The organism is Roseovarius sp. MBR-78 (assembly GCF_040547535.1).
Classification (GTDB): domain Bacteria; phylum Pseudomonadota; class Alphaproteobacteria; order Rhodobacterales; family Rhodobacteraceae; genus Roseovarius.
Genome location: NZ_JBEPPX010000006.1, coordinates 151,608 through 174,774 on the forward strand (window position 1 = coordinate 151,608; position 23,167 = coordinate 174,774).

Annotated in this window: 24 protein-coding genes; 14 read left to right on the forward strand and 10 right to left on the reverse strand. The window is 66.6% G+C overall.

Going from position 1 to position 23,167, the window contains the following annotated elements:
* The first annotated feature begins 12 nt into the window (after positions 1-12).
* Positions 13-624 (forward strand): OmpW/AlkL family protein, encoded by a 612-nt coding sequence (locus tag ABIE58_RS06940; protein ID WP_354543975.1) that lies wholly within the window; start codon positions 13-15, stop codon positions 622-624.
* Between the two features lie 71 nt (positions 625-695).
* On the opposite strand, the gene ABIE58_RS06945 is transcribed toward ABIE58_RS06940, so the two are convergent.
* The 4 genes from ABIE58_RS06945 to ABIE58_RS06960 form a co-directional block, all read right to left on the reverse strand.
* Positions 696-2,255, reverse strand: a complete 1,560-nt coding sequence (locus ABIE58_RS06945; RefSeq protein ID WP_354544016.1) for an AMP-binding protein — start codon at positions 2,253-2,255, stop codon at positions 696-698.
* Positions 2,256-2,269: 14 nt separating this feature from the next.
* Positions 2,270-2,734 (reverse strand): lysozyme inhibitor LprI family protein, encoded by a 465-nt coding sequence (locus tag ABIE58_RS06950; protein WP_354543976.1) that lies wholly within the window; start codon positions 2,732-2,734, stop codon positions 2,270-2,272.
* Positions 2,731-3,894, reverse strand: a complete 1,164-nt coding sequence (locus tag ABIE58_RS06955) for an isovaleryl-CoA dehydrogenase (RefSeq protein ID WP_354543977.1) — start codon at positions 3,892-3,894, stop codon at positions 2,731-2,733. The genes ABIE58_RS06950 and ABIE58_RS06955 overlap by 4 nt, the downstream gene beginning before the upstream one ends.
* Positions 3,895-4,045: 151 nt before the next feature.
* On the reverse strand, positions 4,046-5,245 hold the full coding sequence (locus ABIE58_RS06960; protein ID WP_354543978.1) for a DegT/DnrJ/EryC1/StrS family aminotransferase: 1,200 nt from the start codon (positions 5,243-5,245) through the stop codon (positions 4,046-4,048).
* Between the two features lie 201 nt (positions 5,246-5,446).
* On the opposite strand from ABIE58_RS06960, the gene ABIE58_RS06965 reads away from it, so the two are divergent.
* Positions 5,447-6,352 (forward strand): pirin family protein, encoded by a 906-nt coding sequence (locus tag ABIE58_RS06965; protein WP_354543979.1) that lies wholly within the window; start codon positions 5,447-5,449, stop codon positions 6,350-6,352.
* A 32-nt stretch (positions 6,353-6,384) separates the two neighbouring features.
* On the opposite strand, the gene ABIE58_RS06970 is transcribed toward ABIE58_RS06965, so the two are convergent.
* From ABIE58_RS06970 to ABIE58_RS06980, 3 genes are read right to left on the reverse strand one after another with little or no spacing between them, the layout of a single operon-like run.
* The gene (locus ABIE58_RS06970) at positions 6,385-6,900 is read right to left on the reverse strand and encodes a helix-turn-helix transcriptional regulator (protein WP_354543980.1); all 516 of its coding nucleotides are present in this window, start codon (positions 6,898-6,900) and stop codon (positions 6,385-6,387) included.
* Positions 6,897-7,475: a cytochrome b/b6 domain-containing protein gene (locus ABIE58_RS06975; RefSeq protein ID WP_354543981.1), complete on the reverse strand. Its 579-nt coding sequence runs from the start codon at positions 7,473-7,475 to the stop codon at positions 6,897-6,899. The genes ABIE58_RS06970 and ABIE58_RS06975 overlap by 4 nt, the downstream gene beginning before the upstream one ends.
* Before the next feature lie 4 nt (positions 7,476-7,479).
* Positions 7,480-7,731 (reverse strand): PepSY domain-containing protein, encoded by a 252-nt coding sequence (locus tag ABIE58_RS06980; protein ID WP_354543982.1) that lies wholly within the window; start codon positions 7,729-7,731, stop codon positions 7,480-7,482.
* Between the two features lie 232 nt (positions 7,732-7,963).
* Here ABIE58_RS06980 and ABIE58_RS06985 point away from each other — a divergent pair, with 232 nt between their 5' ends.
* The 11 genes from ABIE58_RS06985 to ABIE58_RS07035 all read left to right on the forward strand — a co-directional run bounded on the left by ABIE58_RS06985 (position 7,964) and on the right by ABIE58_RS07035 (position 20,399).
* Positions 7,964-9,031, forward strand: a complete 1,068-nt coding sequence (locus ABIE58_RS06985; RefSeq protein ID WP_354543983.1) for an AI-2E family transporter — start codon at positions 7,964-7,966, stop codon at positions 9,029-9,031.
* Positions 9,028-9,705 (forward strand): P-loop NTPase family protein, encoded by a 678-nt coding sequence (locus ABIE58_RS06990; protein ID WP_354543984.1) that lies wholly within the window; start codon positions 9,028-9,030, stop codon positions 9,703-9,705. The genes ABIE58_RS06985 and ABIE58_RS06990 overlap by 4 nt, the downstream gene beginning before the upstream one ends.
* Before the next feature lie 49 nt (positions 9,706-9,754).
* Entirely contained in the window at positions 9,755-11,929 is a 2,175-nt protein-coding gene (locus tag ABIE58_RS06995) for an RNA degradosome polyphosphate kinase (RefSeq protein WP_354543985.1), read from the forward strand.
* Positions 11,930-11,978: 49 nt separating this feature from the next.
* Entirely contained in the window at positions 11,979-13,529 is a 1,551-nt protein-coding gene (locus ABIE58_RS07000) for a Ppx/GppA family phosphatase (RefSeq protein ID WP_354543986.1), read from the forward strand.
* Between the two features lie 425 nt (positions 13,530-13,954).
* A complete protein-coding gene (locus ABIE58_RS07005; RefSeq protein WP_354543987.1) occupies positions 13,955-14,851 on the forward strand; it encodes a 5-bromo-4-chloroindolyl phosphate hydrolysis family protein in 897 nt (298 codons plus the stop codon).
* A gap of 12 nt (positions 14,852-14,863) precedes the next feature.
* Positions 14,864-16,063: a toxic anion resistance protein gene (locus ABIE58_RS07010; RefSeq protein WP_354543988.1), complete on the forward strand. Its 1,200-nt coding sequence runs from the start codon at positions 14,864-14,866 to the stop codon at positions 16,061-16,063.
* A gap of 7 nt (positions 16,064-16,070) precedes the next feature.
* Positions 16,071-17,015 (forward strand): DUF2927 domain-containing protein, encoded by a 945-nt coding sequence (locus tag ABIE58_RS07015; protein WP_354543989.1) that lies wholly within the window; start codon positions 16,071-16,073, stop codon positions 17,013-17,015.
* Positions 17,016-17,038: 23 nt separating this feature from the next.
* The gene (locus ABIE58_RS07020; RefSeq protein WP_354543990.1) at positions 17,039-18,163 is read left to right on the forward strand and encodes an SPFH domain-containing protein; all 1,125 of its coding nucleotides are present in this window, start codon (positions 17,039-17,041) and stop codon (positions 18,161-18,163) included.
* Between the two features lie 4 nt (positions 18,164-18,167).
* Positions 18,168-18,590 (forward strand): hypothetical protein, encoded by a 423-nt coding sequence (locus ABIE58_RS07025; protein WP_354543991.1) that lies wholly within the window; start codon positions 18,168-18,170, stop codon positions 18,588-18,590.
* Between the two features lie 10 nt (positions 18,591-18,600).
* Entirely contained in the window at positions 18,601-19,725 is a 1,125-nt protein-coding gene (locus ABIE58_RS07030) for a TFIIB-type zinc ribbon-containing protein (protein WP_354543992.1), read from the forward strand.
* Positions 19,725-20,399 carry a nitroreductase gene (locus ABIE58_RS07035; RefSeq protein WP_354543993.1) on the forward strand — a complete coding sequence of 225 codons (675 nt, stop codon included), beginning with the start codon at positions 19,725-19,727 and terminating at the stop codon, positions 20,397-20,399. Before ABIE58_RS07030 ends, ABIE58_RS07035 begins: the two co-directional genes overlap by 1 nt.
* A gap of 347 nt (positions 20,400-20,746) precedes the next feature.
* Here ABIE58_RS07035 and fabA read toward each other — a convergent pair whose 3' ends face one another.
* Positions 20,747-21,256: a bifunctional 3-hydroxydecanoyl-ACP dehydratase/trans-2-decenoyl-ACP isomerase gene (gene fabA / locus ABIE58_RS07040; RefSeq protein ID WP_354543994.1), complete on the reverse strand. Its 510-nt coding sequence runs from the start codon at positions 21,254-21,256 to the stop codon at positions 20,747-20,749.
* A gap of 195 nt (positions 21,257-21,451) precedes the next feature.
* On the opposite strand from fabA, the gene irrA reads away from it, so the two are divergent.
* Complete coding sequence (gene irrA / locus ABIE58_RS07045) at positions 21,452-21,874, forward strand: iron response transcriptional regulator IrrA (protein WP_354543995.1); 423 nt, start codon at positions 21,452-21,454, stop codon at positions 21,872-21,874.
* A gap of 6 nt (positions 21,875-21,880) precedes the next feature.
* Here irrA and ABIE58_RS07050 read toward each other — a convergent pair whose 3' ends face one another.
* Together ABIE58_RS07050 and ABIE58_RS07055 are read right to left on the reverse strand one after the other, a co-directional pair.
* Positions 21,881-22,489 (reverse strand): hypothetical protein, encoded by a 609-nt coding sequence (locus ABIE58_RS07050; RefSeq protein WP_354543996.1) that lies wholly within the window; start codon positions 22,487-22,489, stop codon positions 21,881-21,883.
* Between the two features lie 148 nt (positions 22,490-22,637).
* Entirely contained in the window at positions 22,638-23,066 is a 429-nt protein-coding gene (locus ABIE58_RS07055) for an FKBP-type peptidyl-prolyl cis-trans isomerase (protein WP_354543997.1), read from the reverse strand.
* Positions 23,067-23,167: the final 101 nt, after the last annotated feature.

Sequence of the window (23,167 nt, forward strand, 5' to 3'; positions counted from 1 at the left end):
AGTGGAAAGACCATGAAACACATTACCGCCCTCACCCTTACCGCCCTGATGGCCAGCACAGCCGCACCCGCGCTCGCCCAGGAAAAAGGCGATTTCCTCCTCGGTCTCGGCTTGGGCTGGATCGAACCCGACGACGGTAGCAACACCGCCCTTCCCGGTGGTAAGATTAGCGCCGATGGGGCGTTGAGTCCGACGATCACACTGGAATATTTCGTCGCCGATCGCGTCGGGATCGAGCTTCTGGCCTCTTGGCCGTTCAAGCACGACCTTGAGCTTGGCAGCACGCAAATCGGCGAGACAAAACACCTGCCCCCGACCCTCTCGCTGCAATACCACTTCACCAACGCAAGCAAGATTACGCCATTTGTCGGCGCAGGCATCAACTACACCTACTTCTTCGACGAAGAGCTTGACGGTCCCGCCGCGCCTAGCCTTGATCTCGACGACAGCTGGGGCCTCGCGCTCCATGCCGGGGTCGACTACGCGATCAGCGAGAAAGCCGCCCTGCGCGCCGACGTGCGCTATATCGACATCGAGACCGATGTCGAGGTCGGCGGCGTGGATATCGGCGAGGTCAAGATCGACCCGTGGGTGTTCAACGTCGCCTATGTGATGAAATTCTGATCCTCTCCCAGATCGGATCGAATCCGAGGGGCTGGCCATCGCGCCAGCCCCTTTTTCATGAGAAAGGCGGATCATGCCTGCCCCTCCGCCGCCGCGCGGGCCTTCAATTCCTTGCGGATCACCTTGCCGGTGACGGTCATCGGCAGCGCGTCCAGAAACGCGATTTCCCTTGGATAGGAATAGCTTGCCAGCCGTTCCTTGACGTGGTCCTGCAATTCGGTGGCCAAGGTGTCCGAGGCCACCACCCCCGGTTTCGGCACCACATAGGCCTTGACGATCTCGGTGCGCAGCGCATCCGGCTTGCCCACAACGGCGACGGTGGCCACCGCCGGATGGCGCAACAGACAATCCTCGATCTCGGCGGGGCCGATGCGATAGCCCGCAGAGGTGATCACGTCATCCTCGCGCCCGACAAAGCGGATATGGCCATGCTCGATCACGCCCCGGTCGCCGGTCAGCAGCCAATCGCCGCGAAATTTATCCGCCGTCTCTTGCGGTTTTCCCCAATATTCCAGCATCATGGAGGCCGAACCTCGTGCAATCGCGATATCGCCCTCGCCTGAGACCTCGCGACCATCATCCCCGATCACCGCCACCCGATGCCCAGGCACCGCGCGCCCCAGACAGCCGGGGCGGGGGTCAAAAAGCGCACTGCAGGACGAAGCCACCATGTTGCACTCGGTCTGCCCGTAGAATTCGTTGATCGTGAGGCCAAAGGCCTGCCGCCCCCAATCGAGCATCTCCGCCCCCAGCGGCTCGCCGCCGCTCGCCACGCTGCGAAGCCCCTCGATCCGCGCGCCCTCGGCTTTCAGCATCCGAAGCGCGGTCGGCGGAAAAAACACATTTTTGACAGAAGCTTCCCGGACGATCTTCAAACATTCATCGACGCCGAATTTCGCCATCCGCGCGGCCACAACCGGCACGCCGATGGCCAGCCCCGGCATCAGCACATCGAAAAGCCCGCCAATCCACGCCCAATCGGCGGGCGTCCAGAGGCAATCAGCGGGCTGCCCCAGGAAATCATGGCTCACCTCCACCCCCGGCAGGTGCCCGGTCAGCATCCTGTGGCCGTGCAGCGCGCCCTTGGGGCTGCCGGTGGTGCCGGAGGTATAGATCAGCACGGCGGGGGTTTCGGGGCCGGTCTCCACCGTCTCGAACCGCCCCTCGGGCAGCGCCGCCACCTCGGGCACCAGCGCCGCAACCTCAGGCATCGCCTCCAGCATCGCCGCGCCTTCGGCATCGGTCACGACCACGCGCGCGCCCGCATCCCCCACCCGGCTTTGCAACGCATCATGCTTGAAGAGTTTGAACAAGGGGATTGAAATCGCACCGATTTTCCAGATCGCGATATGCGCCGCCGCACACCACGCGCCCTGTGACCGCAGCACGCCCACACAGGTGCCCCGCGTCACCCCCCGCGCCACCAAGGCCAGCGCCAGCCGGTCCGCCATCGCCCGCAGCGCGCCATAGCTCACCTCGCGCGCGCCCTCACCCGACAGATCGCGGATCGCCACCCGGTCCGGCGCCCGCGCCGCCCACTCGTCGCAGACCTGCATCGCCATGTTGAGCCGCTCGGGGATATCCCAGCGAAACCCGTCGCACAGCGCCTTGTAAGGCGCGCGCGTCAGCATCGGCCAGGTGCCAGTCACTCCATCTCCCCCAGCGTTGCCACTTCAAGCGCCCGCGCGGCGGTCTTTTGCAGGTGGCAATCGGCGGCGATGATCGTGCGGATTGACCCCGCGATCCAGACCGCGTAGCGCAACCCGCATTCCGCGTCGCGATAGGCCTCCCATGCGGCTTGTGCCTCGGTCAACTGCGCCTCAAGCTCGGGATTGATTTGGCCAAGCTCCTGCGCCTTGGCCGTCAGGCTCTCCTCAAGCAAACCCTGCCAGGCTTGCGCCTCGGCCGTCAGGCACTCGGCCATCCCCAGCGTGGTGTCGCCGCCGGGCTGCGTCTGACAGCGCGCCGCCGCCTCGCCGACACAGGCAGGCAAGCCAGTGGCACCGGCCCTGCCGCTGTCGAAACACGCCGCGACAGTCTCGCCGTCAACGCTCCGCTCCTGCGCCATCGCGCCCGAGGCCAGAAGCATGAGTATCAATACCAGTTTCATGCCATCGCCCCCATCATCTCTCGCCCGATCAGCATCCGGCGAATCTCGGATGTGCCCGCGCCGATCTCCATGAGCTTCGCATCGCGGAAAAGCCGCGCCACCGGCGCATCGTTGAGGAACCCCGCGCCGCCCATCGCCTGCACCGCCTGATGCGCCTGCACCATCGCCTGCTCGCTTGCGTAAAGACAGCAGGCGGCGGCGTCCTGCCGCGTCACGTCACCGCGATCACAGGCGCGGGCCACCTCGTAGACATAGGCGCGCGCCGAGTTCATCGCGGTATACATATCGGCGATCTTGCCCTGCATGAGCTGGAACGAGCCAATGGGCTGGCCAAACTGCTTGCGCTCCGAGAGGTAGGGCATGACCTCATCGAGACAGGCCGCCATGATCCCCGTGCCGATGCCCGCCAGCACGACGCGCTCATAGTCGAGGCCGGACATGAGCACGCGCACCCCGCGCCCCTCCTCGCCCAGCACATTCTCGAAGGGCACCTCGACATCCTCGAAAATCAGCTCGGCGGTGTTGGAGCCGCGCATCCCCAGCTTGTCGAAATGCGGCGAGGTGGAAAACCCCGCCATCGTCTTCTCAATCAAGAACGCCGTGATCCCCTTCGATCCGGCCTCGGGGTCGGTCTTGGCATAGACCACGAGCGTATCGGCATCCGGCCCGTTGGTGATCCAGTATTTGTTGCCGTTGAGCCGGTAGTGATCGTTGCGCCGCTCGGCGCACAGCGTCATGCTCACCACATCGCTGCCCGCCCCCGCCTCGGACATCGCCAGCGCGCCCACATGCGCGCCGCTGACCAGTCCGGGCAGATACTTCGCCTTCTGCTCGGGCGAGCCGTTGAGCTTGATCTGGTTGACGCAGAGGTTGGAATGCGCGCCATAGCTGAGCGACACAGAGGCCGAGGCGCGCGCGATCTCCTCCACCGCGATGACATGGGCGAGATAGCCCATCCCCGCCCCGCCATATTCCTCGGGCACGGTGATGCCCAGAAGACCCAGATCGCCCATCTCGCCCCAGAGCGCATTGGGAAAGGCATTGTCGCGGTCCACCTGCGCGGCCATCGGCTTGACGCGCTCCTGCGACCAGCGATGCACCATCTCGCGCAGGGCATTCACATCCTCACCCAGATCAAAGCTCATCACCGCATTGAACATCCCCGGCCTCCGGCATTTATTGAACACTTGTTCATTTTATAACCGCAAACCACCCCGCCCGTCAATCCTGCCGCTCGCTTCATCTTGCCTCAAATATTCCGGGGGTGTCGCCGCTTGCGGCGACGGGGGCAGCGCCCCCGATTAATCCCCCTCAGGCCGCGCGCGCCTGCCAGACCGCGCCCACCTCGGCGCGGATAATGCGCGCGATCTGCGCGCAATCTTCAAGGCTGAAGGTCAGCGGCAGGCGCATATCGACGATCCCGCGCAGGATGCGGTCGGTGGCAGGCATCGGCGCGGCGGGGGCATAGCGCCAGCTATCGTAGCGGCTGGTAAAGCCCGCAGGCTCGGCCCCGCCGAACCATTTGAGCTCCACCCCGCGCGCGGCACAGCGCCGGAGCACCTCCTCGACCGCCCCACCCTCCCAGTCGAGCAGCAGGAACTGAATGGACGAGCCGACAAACCGCCCCGCCTCTGCCCGCTCCACAAGGCGCAGGCCCGGCGTGCCGCGCAAGCCCTCCTCGACCACGCGATACCGCGCGGTCCATTTCTCGCATTGCGCATCGAGCACGCGCAATTGCGGGCGCAGGATCGCCGCGCGCAGGTGATCCATCCGGCCAGAGACATTGGGCGTGTGGTATTTCACCGCCTCGAACACCTCTTCGGGGGGCACGGTGCCGTGGCGCGCATAGAGCATGTAAGACCCCGACAGGATCACCGCGCGCGCCATCACCGCGTCGTCATCGGTGACGAGAAAACCGCCCTCGCCGGAATTCATGTGCTTGTAGGTCTGGGTGGAATAGCACCCCACCTTGCCCCAGCGCCCCGAGGGGATACCGCGCCACGCCGCCCCCATCGTATGCGCGCAATCCTCGATCACCTGCACCCCGGCGGCATCGCAAATCGCCATCAGCGCATCCATATCTACCAGATGCCCGCGCATGTGGCTGAGCATCAGCACCTGCGCCTGATCCGCCTTGGCGGCAAGATCGTCGAGGTCGATGGTCAGCGCCTCGTTCACGCCGATGAAAACCGGCTGCGCGCCGACACTCGCGATCGCACCGGGCACTGGCGCGAGGGTAAAGGCATTGGTCAGCACCCGATCCCCCGGCCTCACCCCGAGCGCGCGCAGCGCGCATGCCAGCGCATAGCCCCCCGAGGTCACGGCAAGCGCGTGGCGCGCGCCGGTATACTCGGCGAATTCGCGCTCCAGAAGCGCCACCTCGCCCGCCTCGCCGGGGCCAAGGTTGTAGCGATGCAGCCGCCCCGAGCGCAACACCTCCATAGCCGCCGCGATCCCCTCTTCGGGGATCGGCTCCTGCTGCGTGAAACTGCCCTTGAACACCTCGGTCATGGCCTCTGTTCTGGCGCGCGCGCGCGGTTGCGTCAATGGGCACCGCGCGGCTTTCACAGGGCCGATTGCCCCGGCCCGAACCGCCCACGACACGCCGCCAGCCTGTCGCACGCCTGCACAGCCCCTCGCGCACACACGAACAAAACGGCCCCTGCCCGTGGCAAGCGCGAGACCCTATATCGGGGGCAAAGGAGAGCCATCATGTCGATCAGACCCGTTCTAGAGGCCCGCGCCGCCACCCCGACGATGGAGGGGGCAGGCGTGCATCTGCACCGCGCCTTTGGCTTTCACGAGCCGCAAGAGCTTGACCCGTTCCTGCTCTTTGATGATTTCCGCAACGATGATCCGGCGCGCTATGCCAAGGGCTTCCCGTGGCATCCGCATCGCGGGATCGAGACTATCACCTATGTTCTGGCCGGTGAGGTCGATCACGGCGACAGCCTCGGCAATACCGGCACGCTCGGCGCGGGGGATGTGCAGTGGATGACCGCCGGATCGGGCATCCTGCATCAGGAAATGCCGCGCGGTAACGCACGCGGGCAGATGCACGGCTTTCAGCTCTGGGCCAACCTGCCCGCCGCGCAAAAGATGTGCGCGCCGCGCTATCAGGATGTGAGCGCCGCCGACATCCCCGAGGTGATCGACGATGACGGCACGCGCGCGCGGGTGATTACCGGCGAGTTCTGGGGCAAGCGCGGCCCGGTCGACGGCATCGCATCCGATCCGCAATATCTCGATATCTCGGTGCCGCCGGGGCGTCGCAAGGTCATCAAGGTGGATACCTACCGGCGCAGCTTTGCCTATATCTTCGCGGGCAGCGGGCGCTTTGCCGATGCCTCCGACCCGACCGGCGTGCTGCTGGAAAAGGAGGTGGCGGGCCGCGAGGTGCATATCCGCGACGCCTCGGGCGACCGCACGCTGGTGCGCTTCGGCACCGGCGACGAGATCACCGTGCAGGCCGGTCCCGAGGGCATCCGCTTCCTGCTGGTCTCCGGCGCGCCGCTCGATGAGCCGGTGGCCTGGCACGGCCCCATCGTGATGAACACCCAAGACGAGCTGCGCGAGGCGCTGCGCGACCTGCGCCAGGGCACGTTCATCCGGGGCTGAGGCCCCCTGCGGCCATCCGCAAGGGGGCAGGCTCAGGCAGAGCCGTCCTGCGCCAGAAGCTCCTCCATGAAGATGCTGAGGAGTTGCGCCCGCCCCTCGACCCCGGCCTTGGCATAAAGCGTGGTGCATTGCGCGCGCACGGTGCCCTGCGCCGTGCCGCGCATTTCGGCGATTGCCTCGTTGCCATAGCCCTTGACCACCATCAGCGCCACATCGCGTTCCGACGGGGTAAGCGCCCATTGCTCGAACATCTGCTCGATCAGATCGGCCATTTCCCCCCGCGCCGCCCGCACGCCGCGATCAAGACGGTCCATCCGGTTCAGCACACCGCGCAATTCGAACATCAGGAAAACCACCCCGGCGGACAGGCCGATGGCCGCCAGCAGTTCAACCGCGGAATGCAGTTCGAAAAAGGCGTCGGCGGTCATCACGTCGTCAATGATATCCCCGAGAAAGAACATCGCGCAGAGCGCCTGCACCAGCACGATCACGGCGAGCGTCGCCGCCCGCCGTTCCGAGGCCGTGTTCACGAATGGCCAACCCTTCATTCTACGGGTCTGCCCTTGGGGATTTTCTTGGTCCCCGTCACCATCGCCCGCACCAGCGCCACGCCAGAGCGCCAGCTATCGAACACCACGCCGCCCAGGTGCAGCACGAAGGACGCCATCAGCCAGTTGAAGGCGATCTCATGCACCTCTTCCACCCATTCGACGCCGAAAAAGCGGTTGGTTCCCATCATGTAGCCCGTCACACAAATCACCACGATGGTGCCCCAAAGGTTATAAGCCATCAGCGCACCAAGCGGATTGTGCGACACATGCACGGTCTTGTCACCGCGCCTCATCGCCCCGGCATGGCGGATTGCCGCCATTGGATTGGGCGGGAAGGCAGAAAACCGCGCATGGTGCGAGCCGATCAGCCCCCAGAGCAGGCGCACGGCAACGAGGCCAAGCGCCGTATAGCCGACCCATTCATGCTGAACGCTGTCCTCCTCCAGAAAGGCACCGTTGACCAGGATGGCCAGCGCCACCCCCCAATGGATAAGACGCACCAGCGGATCCCAGACCCGCACATCGCGGGCCCCCGAGGGCCCGCTTTCACCATGTTCAGACACGAGTGCCATCGGATTATTTCGACTTCAGCTTGACGATCTTGCCGGTCGTGGCATCGACATAGGCCTCGCCCTTTTCATCGCCCTTGATGTAATAGGCTTCGATTTTTCCGTCCTCCATTTCGATCTTGCGCACCTCGTAGCCCATTTCGGTGAGCGTGGCCTTGACCGCCTCTTCGCTGGTGCCGAGAACCGTGTCGGTGCTCAGGCCCTTGGCAAGGAGCGGGGTGGCAACAACCAGGGCTGCCAGAATGATCAGTTTGCGCATTTTAGTCTCCATCAGGTTAAAATTTCGTCACCGGGGTCTTGTCCCGGCTGCTCTGATGTCGTGGTGTCGGCGCAAGAATGAATTGCCCAATAGCTTATTTTGCGCCGCATAAGCGCGTGCTTATGCGTCCCTCTCACCTTTTTCGGGGGTGGAACTTGGGCGAAAAGCGCCGCATCCCTTGAAACAGGGGACGGGTTGGGCGATGTAGACCGTGCACACACGAGGCGCGCGGATGGCATTGCCGGTCAAGGAACAGGTTACGTATTGGGGCGTTGCCACGGTCGCGGTGCTGGCCGTGCTGTGGTTTCTCGGCGACGTGATCCTGCCCTTCGTGCTGGGCGCGGCGGTGGCCTATTTCCTCGATCCCGTCGCCGACCGGCTGGAGCGGATGGGGCTGGGGCGCGCGGCGGCGGTGGCGGTGATCGCGGCGCTGGCGGTGCTTGGCTTCGTGGTGGCGGTGCTCATGATCATCCCCAGTATCGTCACGCAGGCGGTGGCGCTTTTTGACATCGCGCCGCAGCTTGCGCGCGACCTGCAGGCCTTTCTCGGGCACCATCTGCCCTCGCTCTACGAGCCCGGCTCGACGCTGCACCAGGCGCTACAATCGCTGGGCGACACGATCCGCGAGCGCGGCGGCCAGCTTTTGCAGACCGCGCTCAGCTCTGCCGCGTCGCTGGTCAATATCGTGGTGCTGCTGGTGGTGGCGCCGGTGGTGGCGGTCTATCTGCTCTATGACTGGGATCACATGGTCGCCCGGATCGACCACCTGTTGCCGCGCGACCATGCGCCGATCATCCGGCGGCTGGCGGGCGAGATCGACGCCACGCTCGCGAGCTTCATTCGCGGGATGGGCACGGTCTGCCTGATCCTCGGCACCTTTTACGCCGTGGCGCTGATGCTGGCGGGGCTGCAATTCGGCCTTGTCGTGGGGGCGCTGGCGGGGCTGTTGACCTTCATTCCTTACGTCGGCGCTCTGGTCGGCGGGGCGCTGGCGCTGGGGCTGGCGCTGTTTCAGTTTTGGGGCGATTGGCTCAGCATCGCGCTGGTGGCGGCGATTTTCGTCTCGGGGCAGGTGATCGAGGGCAATTTCCTCACGCCCAAGCTGGTCGGCTCGTCGGTGGGGCTGCACCCGGTCTGGCTCATCTTCGCGCTGTCGGCCTTCGGCACGCTGTTCGGCTTTGTCGGGATGCTGGTGGCGGTGCCGGTGGCCGCGGCACTTGGCGTGATCGCGCGGTTTGCCATCTCTGAGTATCAGAAGGGCCGCCTTTATCGCGGGCTGGACGGGCAGCGCAGGGAATGACCGCACAGCAGTTGAGCTTTGATCTGCCGGTGCGCACGGCGCGGGCGCGCGAGGATTTCTTTGTCTCGCCCGCCAATGCGCAGGCCGTGGCGCTGATCGAGGGCTGGCGCGACTGGCCCGCGCGCAAACTGGTTCTGGCGGGGCCGCGCGGCGCGGGCAAGACGCATCTCGCCCATGTCTGGGCCGCGCTCTCGGACGCGCGGATCGTGGCGGCGGGGGCGCTTGGCGGGGCCGATATCGCGGCGCTGGCCACCGGGCCGGTGGCGGTCGAGGATGCCCACACCATCGCAGGCGACGCACGCGCCGAGGCCGCACTATTCCACCTGCACAATCTGGTGCTGGCCGAGGGCCACGCCATGCTGGTGACGGCGGCGGCCCCGCCCCGGCGCTGGGCGCTGTCGCTGCCCGATCTCGCCAGCCGGATGGAAGCGGCGCTCCTGGTGCAGCTTGCCCCCCCCGATGACGCGCTGCTGGCGGCGGTGCTGGCCAAGCTGTTTGCCGATCGTCAGCTTGCGCCTGCGCCCGATTGCGTGCCCTATCTCGCGCGCCGGATCGAGCGCACCTTCGACGCCGCCCGCGACATCGTGGCCGCCATCGACGCCCGCGCGCTGGCCGAGGGGCGCGCGATCACTCGCGCATTGGCCGCCGAGGTGCTGGACAAGCGTGATGCCTGACGCAAATATCCGTCATCCATCCGTTACATTCCGCCGACATAAGGCCCCCATGACACAGGCAGATTTCCTCAAGCACAGCGCCCCCGAACCGGTGGACATCCCCGATCTCGACATTGCCGGGCCGGGCCGCTTCTTCAACCGCGAGCTAAGCTGGCTCGGCTTCAACTGGCGCGTGCTGGAAGAGGCGCAGAACCTGCGCGTGCCGCTTCTGGAGCGGCTGCGCTTCCTGTCGATCTCGGCCACCAACCTCGATGAGTTCTACAACGTGCGCGTCGCGGGCCTGCGCGAATTGGCCAAGGCCGGCAACACCACACCCGCCGCCGATGGCCTCAGCCCTGCCGAGCAACTCGTGCTCATCAACGAGGACGCACGCAAGCTGCTCGAGGCGCAGCAGGCGACGTTTCAGGCGCTGCGCGCCGAGATGGAGGCCGCGCGCATCACCATCCTCACCCATGACGCGCTCGACGAGGCCGACCGCACCTATCTGGCCGATCTGTTCTTGCACAATGTCTTTCCGGTGCTGTCGCCGCTGGCCATCGACCCGGCGCACCCGTTCCCGTTCATCCCCAACCTGGGCTTCGTGCTGGCGCTGCAACTGGAGCGGAAATCCGACCGCCGCCCGCTTCAGGCGCTGTTGCCGATCCCGCAACAGATCGACCGCTTCGTGAGCCTGCCCGCCCCCGAGGGTGCGCATCGCGCGCTGCCGCTCGAGGAATTGCTGCTGTTGCATCTCGACAGCCTGTTTCCCGGCTATCGCTACAAGGGGCATTGCGCCTTCCGGGTGCTGCGTGACAGCGATCTGGAAGTCGAGGAAGAGGCCGAGGACCTGGTGCGCGAATTCGAGGTGGCGCTGAAACGCCGCCGTCGCGGCGAGGTGGTGCGCATGAAGATCACCGCCAATGCGCCCACGGCGCTGCGCGGCGTCATCATGCGCGAATTGCATGTCATCCCCGACGAGGTGGTCGAGGTCGAGGGCATGATCGGGCTGGCCGATCTCAAGGAACTGGTGCTTGACGCGCGCCCCGATCTGCTCTGGCCGCTGTTCACGCCGCGCGTGCCGGAACGGGTGCAGGATCACGACGGCGACATGTTCGCCGCGATCCGGCAAAAGGACATGCTGCTGCACCACCCCTATGAGACCTTTGACATGGTGGTGCGCTTTCTCGCGCAGGCCGCGCGCGACCCCGATGTTCTGGCGATCAAGCAGACGCTTTACCGCACCTCGCGCAACTCGCCCATCGTCGAGGCGCTGTGCGAGGCCGCCGAGGACGGCAAATCCGTGACCGCGCTGGTGGAGCTGAAGGCCCGCTTCGACGAGGCCGCCAATATCCGGCAATCGCGGCGGCTGGAACGGTCGGGCGCGCATGTCGTCTATGGCTTTGTCGACTGGAAGACCCATGCCAAGATTTCCACCGTGGTGCGCCGCGAGGGCAACGCGCTTGTGACCTATACCCATTACGGCACCGGCAATTACCACCCGATCACCGCGCGCATCTATACCGATCTGAGCTTTTTCACCTGCGATGCCGCGCTGGGGCGCGACGCCACCAAGGTGTTCAACTATCTCTCGGGCTATGCCGAGCCGGAGGGGCTGGAAAACCTCTCGATCTCGCCCAAATCGCTCAAGCCCCGGCTGATCGAGATGATCGCGCGCGAGGCCGATCACGCCCGCGCGGGCAAGCCCGCCGCGATCTGGGCCAAGATGAATTCGCTGATCGAGCCGGATGTGATCGACGCGCTTTATGCCGCCTCCGAGGCGGGGGTAAAGATCGACCTCGTGGTGCGCGGCATCTGCGGGCTGCGCCCCGGCATCAGGGGGCTGTCGTCGAATATCCGCGTCAAATCCATCATCGGGCGGTTTCTGGAGCATTCGCGCATCGTCTGTTTCGGCAATGGTGCGGGGCTGCCGTCGAAAAAGGCGCGGGTGTTCATCTCCTCGGCCGACTGGATGGGCCGCAACCTCAACCGCCGGGTGGAAACGCTGGTCGAGACGACCAATCCCACCGTCAAGGCACAGATCGTCAGCCAGATCATGGCCGCCAACATGGCCGACACTGCGCAGACATGGGTGATGGCCCCCGATGGCAGCTTTACCCGCCATCCGGTGCCCGAGGGGCAGTTTGCCTTCAACTGTCACCGCTTCTTCATGGAAAACCCGTCGCTGTCGGGGCGCGGCTCGGCGGGGGCGTCGGATGTGCCCTCGCTCACCCATACCGATGATTGACCCGCGTGCCCCCCGCGCATAGACAGGCGATCGACCGGCAAGGCAGACGATGGACGGCGTGAACGATCCAGAACCGCATCGCGACGGCCCGTTCGGGCGTCCTGTCTTTGACAGCCCCGAGGCGCGCGCGCTCAGCCGCGTCGGCGTGGTGGATGTCGGCTCCAACTCGGTGCGGCTAGTGGTGTTCGATGGCGCGGCGCGCAGCCCGGCGTATTTCTTCAACGAAAAGGTGATGTGCGGGCTGGGCGCCGGCATGGCCGAGACCGGGTGCCTCAACCCCGAGGGGCGCCGCCGCGCGCTCGACGCGCTGCGGCGCTTCGCGCATGTGGCCAAGGGGCTGGGCACCGGCCCGCTCAACGCGGTGGCCACGGCGGCGGTGCGCGAGGCCAGCGACGGCCCCGATTTCGTGGCCGAGGTGCTGCGCGAGACCGGCATCCGGCTCTATGTCATCGACGGGGCGGAGGAGGCGCGGCTCTCGGCGCAGGGGGTGCTCCTGGGCTGGCCGGGGGCTTACGGCCTTGTCTGCGACATGGGCGGCTCGTCGATGGAACTGGCCGAGATCGACGGCGGGCGCGTCGGGCGCTGCGTCAGCTCCACGCTCGGCCCGCTCAAGCTGCGCGACCTCAAGGGCGGCAAGAAGGCGCGCCGGGCGGTGATCCGCGAGACGGTCGAGCAGCTTCGTGACAGCCTTGGCGAGCAGAAGAACCGGCTTTTCCTCGTGGGCGGCTCGTGGCGGGCCATCGCCCGGATCGACATGGCGCGGCGCGGCTATCCGCTGCATGTGCTGCACGAATACCGCATGAGCGCCGCCGATCTGCGCGCCACGATCAAGCATATCGCCAAGCATGACGCCGACGCCCTGCGTGCGCAATCGGGCGTGTCGGCGGCGCGGGTGGCGCTGGTGCCCTATGCGGCGGAGGTGCTGCGCGAGGTGGTGCGGCTGTTTCGCCCCCATGACATCGCGGTCTCAAGCTATGGCATCCGCGAGGGCCTGCTCTACGAGCAAATGCCCGAGGCGCTGCGGATCCGCGATCCGCTGATCGAGGCGTGCCGCTTTGCCGAGGCCAAGGATGCGCGCCTGCCCGGTTTCGGGCGCATCATCTACCACTTCATCGCGCCGCTCTACAAATCCGCCCGCCCCGAGCGGCTCCGCCTCGTCAAGGCCGCCTGTCTGCTGCACGATGTAAGCTGGCGCGCGCATCCCGATTACCGGGCCGAGGATTGCTTTGACAACGCCACCCGCGCCAATCTCGGCGGGCTCAAGCATTCCGAGCGGGTGTTTCTCGGGCTGGCGCTGCTGCACCGCTATTCCAACAAGCGCGAGGGCACGCGGTTCGAGACGCTCGAGGCGCTGATATCCGAGCGCGAGCGCAGCGAGGCCGAGATCCTCGGGCGCGCGCTGCGGCTGGCGGCGATGCTGTGGCTGACCGCCGATCAGGAGGTGGCGCAGCTTCGCTGGTTCCCCCGGCGCAAGGTGCTGGCGCTCGACCTTGCTGCCGAGGCGGCCCCGCTCTTCGGCGAGGTGGCGCAATCGCGGTTCAAGGCGCTGGCGGGCGCATTGGGGGCCACGCCCGAGGTCAACACCCGCCGCGCGGGCTAGGATGCGGGCGCGGCGCGGTGAATGGCCTGAAGCGGACGTTCGTCCCAAGCGATAAGCCGCGCGAGTGCCCGTCCGCCGGGTGGGCGCTGCAACGGCTATGGAATGCGCTTTATGGTGCGAAATACTTGAACGATAGTGAGAGTTTCTCCGTTGCAAAAGCGCCCGCCCGAGGGGGCGGACGGGCGCTCGCGCGGCGGCGCGCCAAGGCGCGCCTTGTTCCGCGCGGGTGGGGCAGAGGCCAACACCTGCCGCGCGCGGGGTGGAAACGACACACAGTTCCCCCTAGCGCCGCCCGCGCCCTTCCCCTAAGTTTCAGGCAGGTTTGATCGGGGCGGCAGGGACATGAGCGACACGGGGCTACAGAAACTGGCGTTTTTCCTTCTGGTGGCGCTCATCGCCTTCGTTTCGGTGGCGGGGGGCGTGTGATGGCGCAGCGTTACGGCGGCAAGCACAGCCCCGGCGCGGATGGCGCAGCCCCGCCACCCAAAGGCGGCTATCGCGGCGCACGGCGCACGCGCGTGGGCGGACGGGTCAACATGCTTTTCATCGCGCCGCTGCCACTGGGCGTGCGCGCCTTCACCGGCGGCCCGGCAGAGCTTGCGCTCAACCTCGCGGCGCTTGGCCTGCTGCTGCTGGCGGCGTGGCTCACCCGCGAGGGGCTGCGCGCGCAAGAGGCCTATGACGCCCGCCGCATCGCCCGCCGCCCCGCCATCCCGCGCAAGATATTCGGCGCGGGCCTCACCGGGCTGGGGCTCGCGGTCGCGGCCTATGCCGCGGGCGGTGGCATGGCCGAACCGGCGATCTATGCCGTGGCGGGCGCGGTGCTGCATCTCCTCGCCTTCGGTCCCGACCCGATGCGCGACAAGACCGTGGAAGGCGTGGACACGTTCCAGACCGAGCGCGTGGCCCGCGTGGTGGACCGCGCCGAGGACTACCTGCGCGCCATGACCGCAGCCATCGCCGCCACCCGCGACCGCGATCTCGAATCCCGGCTAGAGCGGTTCCAGGTCACGGTGCGCGACATGCTGCGCACGGTCGAGGACGACCCGCGCGACCTGACCGGCGCGCGCAAATATCTCGGCGTCTACCTGATGGGTGCGCGCGATGCCTCGGTCAAATATGCCGACCTCGCCGCCCGCGCCCCCAACGGAGAGGCGCGCCAGAAATACCTCGCCCTCTTGGGCGATCTGGAACAGAATTTCACCGCCAAGACCCGCGCGCTCATGGCCGATAGCAGCACCGATCTCGATATCGAGATCGAGGTGCTGCGCGACCGGCTGGAACGCGAGGGCGTTCACCTCGAAGCCAAAGATTTAGCGTAAAAGGATCCTCCCATGTCAGAGACAACCCGCCAACAGGCCGAAGCCGCGCTTGCCGATATCGAGATCGTGAGCCGCGCCACTCTGCCCGAGCCGAGCGACGCCAATACCATCGTGCCGCTCGATAAGGCCGACGCCCCGCAAAGCGCCGAGATCACCCGCCGCATGGCCGAGATCGACATGGGCGACACCCAATCCATCGTCTCTTTCGGCTCTGCCGCGCAGGCCGAGTTGCAGGAGATTTCGCAGGCCATGTTGCAAGGCGTGCGCAACAAGGATGTCGGCCCGGCGGGCGACAGCCTTCGCGGGATCGTCACCACGATCCGGGGCTTTTCGGTCTCCGAGCTGGACGTGCGCCGCGAACGCTCGTGGTGGGAAAAGCTCTTGGGCCGCGCCGCGCCCTTTGCCAAGTTCACCGCGCGGTTCGAGGAGGTGCAAGGCCAGATCGACCGCATCACCGAGAACCTGCTCGGCCATGAGCACACGCTTCTTAAGGATATCAAATCGCTCGACCTGCTTTACGAGAAAACGCTCGCCTTCTACGACGAACTGGCGCTCTACATCGCGGCGGGCGAGGCCAAGCTCAACGATCTCGACACCAAGGACATCCCCGCCGCCGAGGCCGCCGTTGAGGCCGCGCCCGAGGGCGATCAGGTGATGAAGGCGCAGGAATTGCGCGATCTGCGCGCGGCGCGCGACGATCTGGAACGCCGGGTGCACGACCTGAAACTGACCCGGCAGGTGACCATGCAATCGCTGCCCTCGATCCGGCTGGTGCAGGAGAATGACAAGTCGCTGGTGACGAAAATCAACTCCACCCTCGTCAACACCGTGCCGCTATGGGAGACGCAGCTTGCGCAGGCCGTCACCATTCAGCGCTCGGCAGAGGCGGCAGCGGCGGTGCGCGACGCCAATGACCTCACCAACGAATTGCTGACCGCCAATGCCGCCAACCTGCGCGAAAGCAACAAGATGATCCGTCAGGAGATGGAGCGCGGCGTGTTCGATATCGAGGCGGTGAAAAAGGCCAATGCCGATCTCATCGGCACCATCGAGGAAAGCCTCTCCATCGCCGACGAGGGCAAGGCCAAGCGCGCCCGCGCCGAGGAAGAGCTCAAGAAGATGGAGGCTGAATTGCGCGACACGCTCGCCTCTGCCAAGGCGCGGCGCACCGGGACGGGCGATACCGCCGCCACTGCCGTGCCAAAGGGCTGAGGCGCCCATGAGGATCGCGCAGGCAGGCCGCGCGCTGACAGTGCTGGGGCTGGCGCTGGGGCTGGCGGCCTGTGACATGGCCCCGCCCGCACCCGCGCCCAATGCGCCGCGCCCGCCCGCCGACCGGGGCGATGGCCCCTCGGCCCGCAGCCAGGCGCTGGCGGCCCATTACGCGCGGCTCGAGCGCGACCTGCGCGCGCGCGGCCTGTTGCGCATGGATGGCGGCGGGCCTGATACGCCGTGGTCCGACACAGACCTGATGCGCAATTTCGAGCGCATCGTGTTCTACGACGAATACGCCCCCGGCGCGGGGTTTCGCGCCTCCTCGGGCCGCGCGGGGGGCCTGCGGAAATGGACGGCCCCGGTGCGCTTCTCGCTAGAATTCGGCACCTCGGTGTCCGACGCGCAGCGCGCCGAGGATGGCGACACGGTGGCAGGCTATGCCGCGCGGCTGGCGCGCGCGACGCGGCACCCGATCTCGATGGCAGGGCGCGGCGGAGCCAATTTCCACGTCCTCGTCATGAGCGAGGACGACCGCGCCGAGGGGCTGGCGCGCGTGCGTGCCCTCGCCCCCGGCATCGACCCCGCCACATTCAATGTGTTCCGCAACATGCCGCGCAGCATCCACTGCCTTGTCGTGGCCTTTTCCGACCGGGGCAACCCGAATTCCTACGATCAGGCCATCGCCTGGATTCGCGCCGAACACCCGCCCCTCATGCGCAAGTCCTGCGTCCATGAAGAGCTGGCGCAGGGCCTCGGCCTCGCCGATGACAGCCCCCGCGCGCGCCCCTCGATCTTCAACGACGATGACGAGTTTGCCCTGCTCACGGCGCAGGACGAGGCGCTTCTGGGCCTGCTCTACCACCCCGACCTGCGCCCCGGCATGACCCCCGACGAGGCCCGCCCGATCCTGCGCCGCCTGATAGACGAACGCGCGGGCGGACCCGTCTGACCCGATCACCAAGGAGACCCGCAATGCCCATCTTCGATTTCCTTTCCGGCCAGTTCATCGACGTGATCCACTGGACCGATGACAGCCGCGACACGATGGTCTGGCGCTTTGCCCGCGAGGGCCACGAGATCAAATATGGTGCTAAGCTGACCGTGCGCGAGGGGCAGGCGGCGGTGTTCGTCCATGAGGGACAGCTTGCCGATGTCTTCACCCCCGGTCTCTACATGCTCGAGACCAACAACATGCCGATCATGACCAGCCTGCAACACTGGGATCACGGCTTCCGCTCTCCGTTCAAGTCGGAAATCTATTTCGTTGCCACCACGCGGTTCACCAATCTCAAATGGGGCACGAAAAACCCGATCATGCTGCGCGACCCGGAATTCGGCCCGACCCGCATCCGCGCCTTTGGCACCTATTCGGTGCGCGTGGCGGATGCGGCGAAATTCATGGCCGAGATCGTCGGAACCGATGGCGAATTCACCATGGACGAGATCAGTTTCCAGATCCGCAACATCATCGTGCAGGCGTTTTCGCGCATCATCGCGGGCTCTGGCATCCCGGTGCTCGACATGGCCGCAAACACCGCCGATCTGGGCAAGCTGGTGGCGGGCGAGATCACCGCCGTGGTGGCAGACTACGGGCTGGAAATCCCCGAATTCTATATCGAGAACATCTCCCTGCCGCCTGCCGTGGAACAGGCGCTGGACAAGCGCACCTCGATGGGGATCGCGGGCGATCTGGGCCGATATACCCAGTATTCCACCGCCGAGGCGATGACGGCGGCGGCCAAAAACCCGTCGGGCGGCGGCGGGATCGGTGCCGGTCTCGGCATGGGGATGGGCATGGCGATGGCGCAGCAGATGGCGGACCAGAACCGCGATCAAGGACCGTGGGGCGCGCGCCCTGCCCAAGCCCCCGCAGCGCCGCCGCCGCCCCCGGTCGAGCATGTCTGGCACATCGCCGAAGCGGGCCAGACCCACGGCCCCTATTCCAAGGCGGGTCTCGGGCGCATGGTGACCGAGGGCACGCTCACCCGCCAGACCTATGTCTGGACCGCCGGGCAAGACGGCTGGATGCGCGCCGAGGACGTGGCCGAGCTTGCGCAGCTTTTCACCGTGATGCCACCGCCCCCGCCGGGGGCGTAAGGCAATGCGCCGTCGCGCCACCATCACGCTGCACTGGCTGACGGCCACGCTGTTGCTCTTCGTGCTGGGCGATGCGGGGGCGACGGCGTGGCTTGCGTGGCTTTACGCCGCCTCCGGGCTGGCGATGTGCGCGCTGGCGCTGGTCTTTGGCCTGATGAGCGGGCCGGGGCCGAAACTTGAGGGCGCATTCCGCATGGGCCACCCGTGGCTGCATCGCGGGCTCTACCTGCTCATCGGCTGGGGGGCGGTGGCGCTTCTGGCGGAAACCGTGGCGCGCCCCCTGCCCGGCCCGTCCGCGCGGGTGCTGCTGTTGACACTTCTGGCCGTGGCCCTCATTCACGCCATCTTCAACCTGTGGCGGCACACGGCGCTTGGCGATGGGGCCTTGCGGCGGATGACCCCGCGTTCCCTGCACCACATCCTGTGAAGGCGGACCGATGACCGACACCCCGCCCCCTGCCCCCCCGGCCCCGACTGACCACCGCTTTCCCTGCCAAAGCTGCGGGGCGGATTACCGCTTTGATCCCGGCGCGAACCGCCTGATCTGCGATCATTGCGGCGATATCGCCGAGATCGAGACCGGCGGGCCGTGGCAGGGCGGCATCCGCGAGCTTGATTTCGCCGCGGCCCTGCGCAACCAGCTTTCCGCGCAGGAGATCGAGGAAACCCGCACCACCAAATGCACAAGCTGCGGCGCGCAGGTCGAGCTTGGGGCAGACACCCACGCCACCGAATGCCCGTTCTGCGCCTCGCCCGTGGTCACGGGGACCGGCACGCACCGCCAGATCAAGCCGCGCGCGCTTCTGCCCTTCGCGCTTGATGAGGCGGCGGCGCGGCGCGCCATGACCGACTGGCTCGGGCGGCTGTGGTTCGCGCCCTCCGGCTTGCAGGCCTATGCCCGCAAGGGGCGGAAAATGCAGGGCATCTACGTCCCCTACTGGACCTTTGATGCCGATACCAGATCCGCCTATCGCGGCGAGCGCGGCACCGTCTATTACGAGCGCCGCACCGTCATGCGCGACGGCAAACGCCAGACCATCCAGGTGGCCAAGGTGCGCTGGCGCGCGGTCGCGGGCCGCGTCGCGCGGTTTTTCGATGATGTGCTGGTGCTGGCGTCCACGTCGCTGCCCAAGCGCTTTACCGACGCGCTCGAGCCGTGGGACCTGTCGGCGCTGGAGCCTTACGCGCCCGAATACCTCGCCGGGTTCCGCGCCGAGGGCTATACCGTCGATCTCGAACAGGGGTTTGTGCAGGCCCGCGCGCAGATGGAGGCGGTGATCGCCCGCGATGTGCGCTTTGATATCGGCGGCGACCGGCAGCGCATCCACGATATCGACACCGAAATAAGCGATGTCACCTTCAAGCATATCCTGTTGCCCATCTGGCTTGCCGCCTACAAATATCGCGGCGAGACCTATCGCTTTGTCGTCAACGCGCGCACCGGCCGCGTGCAGGGAGAGCGGCCCTGGTCGGCGTGGAAGATCGCGGCGGCGGTGGCGCTGGGGCTGGCATTGGCGGGCGGTATCGGCTACCTCGTGGCGCTGGAACAGGGAGGGTTCTGATGCAGACCGATATCGACGCGCTGGAGCGGACCCTCGCGGCGCGCCAGTCCTGCCGCGCCTTTCGGCCCGGCCCGGTGCCTGACGAGGCGATTGCGCGGATCGTGCGCGCAGCAGGGCGCGCGCCGTCCTGGTGCAACGCGCAGCCCTGGCAGGTGCTGGTGACGCGCGGGGCAGAAACCGCGCGCTTCCGCGAGGCGCTGCTCGCAGAGGTGGCCACCGGCACCCCCGCCCCCGATCTGCCCTGGCCCGAGCGCTATCCCGGCGCGCATGGCGCGCGGCGGCGCGAATGCGGGCTGCAACTCTACGAGGCAGTGGGCATCGCCCGCGAAGACCGCGCCGCCCGCGCCGAGCAGAGCATGGAGAATTACCGCCTCTTCGGCGCGCCGCATGTCGCCATCGTCCATTCCGAGGCCGCGCTCGGGCCGTATGGCGCGATGGATACCGGCGGCTTTGTAACCGCCTTCATGCTGGCGGCGACGGCGCTGGGCGTGGGCAGCATCGCGCAGGCCTCGGTCGCGGCCTACGCGCCCTTCATCCGCACGCATTTCGCGCTGCCCGAGCGGCGGCTGATCCTGTGTGCGATCTCGTTCGGCTGGCCCGACCCGGAGCATCCGGCAAACCGGTTCCGCACCACGCGGGCGGCGCTGGATGAGGTCTGTGACCTGCGCGGGTAGGGCGATTTTCGAGGCGGTTGATCGAGGGGGCGCTAGGGGCCGTGACTGGCCTGAAGGGGCGTTGATGGTTTAAGATGAGCCGCGCGGTGCCCGACCGCGGGTGGGCGCTGCAACGGCTGTGGGGCGCACTTTATGGCGCAAAATACTGCAACAATTACGCGGGTTTGCGACGTTGCAAAAGCGCCCGCCCGTCACGTCAAAGGCGTGCCGAGTGTAGTCGGCGCACCTTCGGTGCGACGGGCCGGTCGGGCGCTGCGCGGCGGCGTGCAAGCACGCCTCGATTCCGCGCCGGGGCCAAGCCTTGAACGTCGGCTCATGGCCATAACCGCCCTCCCCCCGTGCGGCGCTCAGCCCTCGCTCAGCGCCACCTTCATGTCGCGCACCTGGTAGATCACCTCGCCATCGGCCTCGACGATGCCATCGGCCACCCCCATCGTGAGCCGCCGGGTCTGCACCGCCTTGGTGAAATCCACCCGATAGGTGAGCATCCGGCGATCCGGGCGCACCATGCCGGTGAGCTTGACCTCGCCCACGCCCAGCGCATAGCCGCGCCCCTGCCAGCCGCGCCAGCCAAGGTTGAAGCCGGTCAACTGCCACAGCCCATCCAGGCCAAGACAGCCGGGCATGATCGGGTTGCCGGGAAAGTGGCACTCGAAAAACCACAGGTCGGGCTTGATGTCGAATTCGGCCACCACATGGCCCTTGCCATGCGCGCCGCCATCGCCGGAAATATCGGTGATCCGGTCCATCATCAGCATCGGCGGCGCGGGTAGTTGCGCGTTGCCGGGGCCAAAAAGTTCTCCCCTTGCGCATTTCAGCAGGTCATCACGATCAAAGCTGCGCGGATACTCGGCCATCGGGGGAATCCCTTTCACATGCAGGCGGGAGAGGTCTCGCCCCCCTCTATCACCGCGTGAAATAATGTTGCAACCCTGCTGCATCTCGGCACTCTCCGGCATGTCCCCTGCCAGCGCAGCCACGCCAAAGCGGTTTTCGTTTGAAATCCGGGGGGCAGAAACCCTATATTGCCGGTCAGGAACAGGGATGGGCGCATGATGGACACCCAGCATATCACGGCAGTCGATTGGCTCGGGCGGGTCGGACTTCGACCGACGCGGCAGCGCGTTGCGCTGGCGCGGCTCTTGCATGGCGACGGATGCCACCGCCACGTCACCGCCGAGAGCCTCTTTGCCGATGCGCGGGATGCGGGCGAAAGGGTATCGCTCGCCACCGTCTACAACACGCTCAAGGCGTTTTGCGATGCAGGCCTGTTGCAAGAGGTGACGGTGGACGGCTCCAGAAGCTATTTCGACACCAACACCCACGACCACCCGCATTTCTTCTGGGAAGACGAGAACCGGCTGAGCGATGCCCCCGCCGACGAGCTTGAAATCACCCGCCTGCCGCAGGCCCCCGAAGGGGCTGAGATCACCGCTGTCGACGTGGTGATCCGCCTGCGCCGCAGCCGCGCCTGACCCGCCTCACCCCTCCGGCGCGATCCCCGACAATCCCGGCCTTGTGATCCGGCGGCGCGCGGCGTGCAGACCCGGCTCGAACCCCTCGGCATCGCCGTAATCGACGAATTGCGCGTAATAGGCGTGGTGCGCGCCCACCCGCGCGGCATGCTTGATCGGGCACCAATAGGCCTCGGTCCGGCCCGAGATTTCCTGCACATAGCCGATAAGCCCGTTGCAATAGCCGCAATAGACGCAGTTGAGCTTTTGCAGCGCGTTGAGATAGGCAAGGTGATGGCGGTCGATGCGGATGAAATCGCCGCGCCGCACCTTCTCGATCCCGTAGACGGGAAAGCACACCGCCTGATAAATCGACACGAAGAGATCGAGCAGCGCAAAGGGCACGATCATTGAATAGATCACCGGCGCGGTGATGATCGTCAGCGGCCGCGCCCGCCGCAGGAAGGTCAAAAGCCGCACCCGCATCTCGCGGTGACGGCGGCGCATCTCCGCCTCGAACACCACGCGCCCGTTCTCGATCCCGTATCGGAACGCGGCGCGGCGGCGGGCAAAATCTGCCTCAAGCTCTTCTTGCAATTCGCGGATGCGGGTCAGGATCGTCTCGGTCGTCGTCACGGGCGGGCCTCCGGCTCTGGCGGGTTTTCGGCAAGCCTAACGCAGCGCGCGGATGACGGGAAACGATATCGGCCCTGATTTAGCAGTCGCCAAAACGCAACGCGCCGGGCAAGGGCCCGGCGCGCGCGGTTGCCCTGAGCGGCCTGGCTCAGGCGATCTCGACCAGTTCGATGGCAAAGGTCAGATCCTGCCCCGCCAGCGGGTGGTTGGCGTCGAGGATCACCTGTTCCTCGGTGACCTCGGCCACCGTCACCGGCATCACCTGCCCCTGCGGCGTCTGCACCTGAAGGCGCGTGCCGATATCGAGCGGGATATCCTCGGGGATATCGGCGCGCGGCACCGCTTGCTTGGCGTCGGGATCGGCGGTGCCATAGGCATCGGCGGCGGGCACTTCGACAGTCTTTTTCTCGCCCACGGCCATGCCGGGCAACGCGGCATCGAGGCCGGGGATGATCTGGCCCGAGCCTACGGTGAATTCCAGCGGGTCGCGGCCCTGCGAGCTGTCGAAGGTCTCGCCATCGGCGAGCGTGCCGGTATAGTGAATACGGACGGTATCGCCCTCTTTGACCTGGGTCATGCCATGTTCCAATATGTGGGAGGGGTGGGTTTGCAAGGCCGCGTCTCGCGCGGGTTCTTGGTTGATGATTCTACCCTAGCCGAGCCGCCACGGATTCGCAA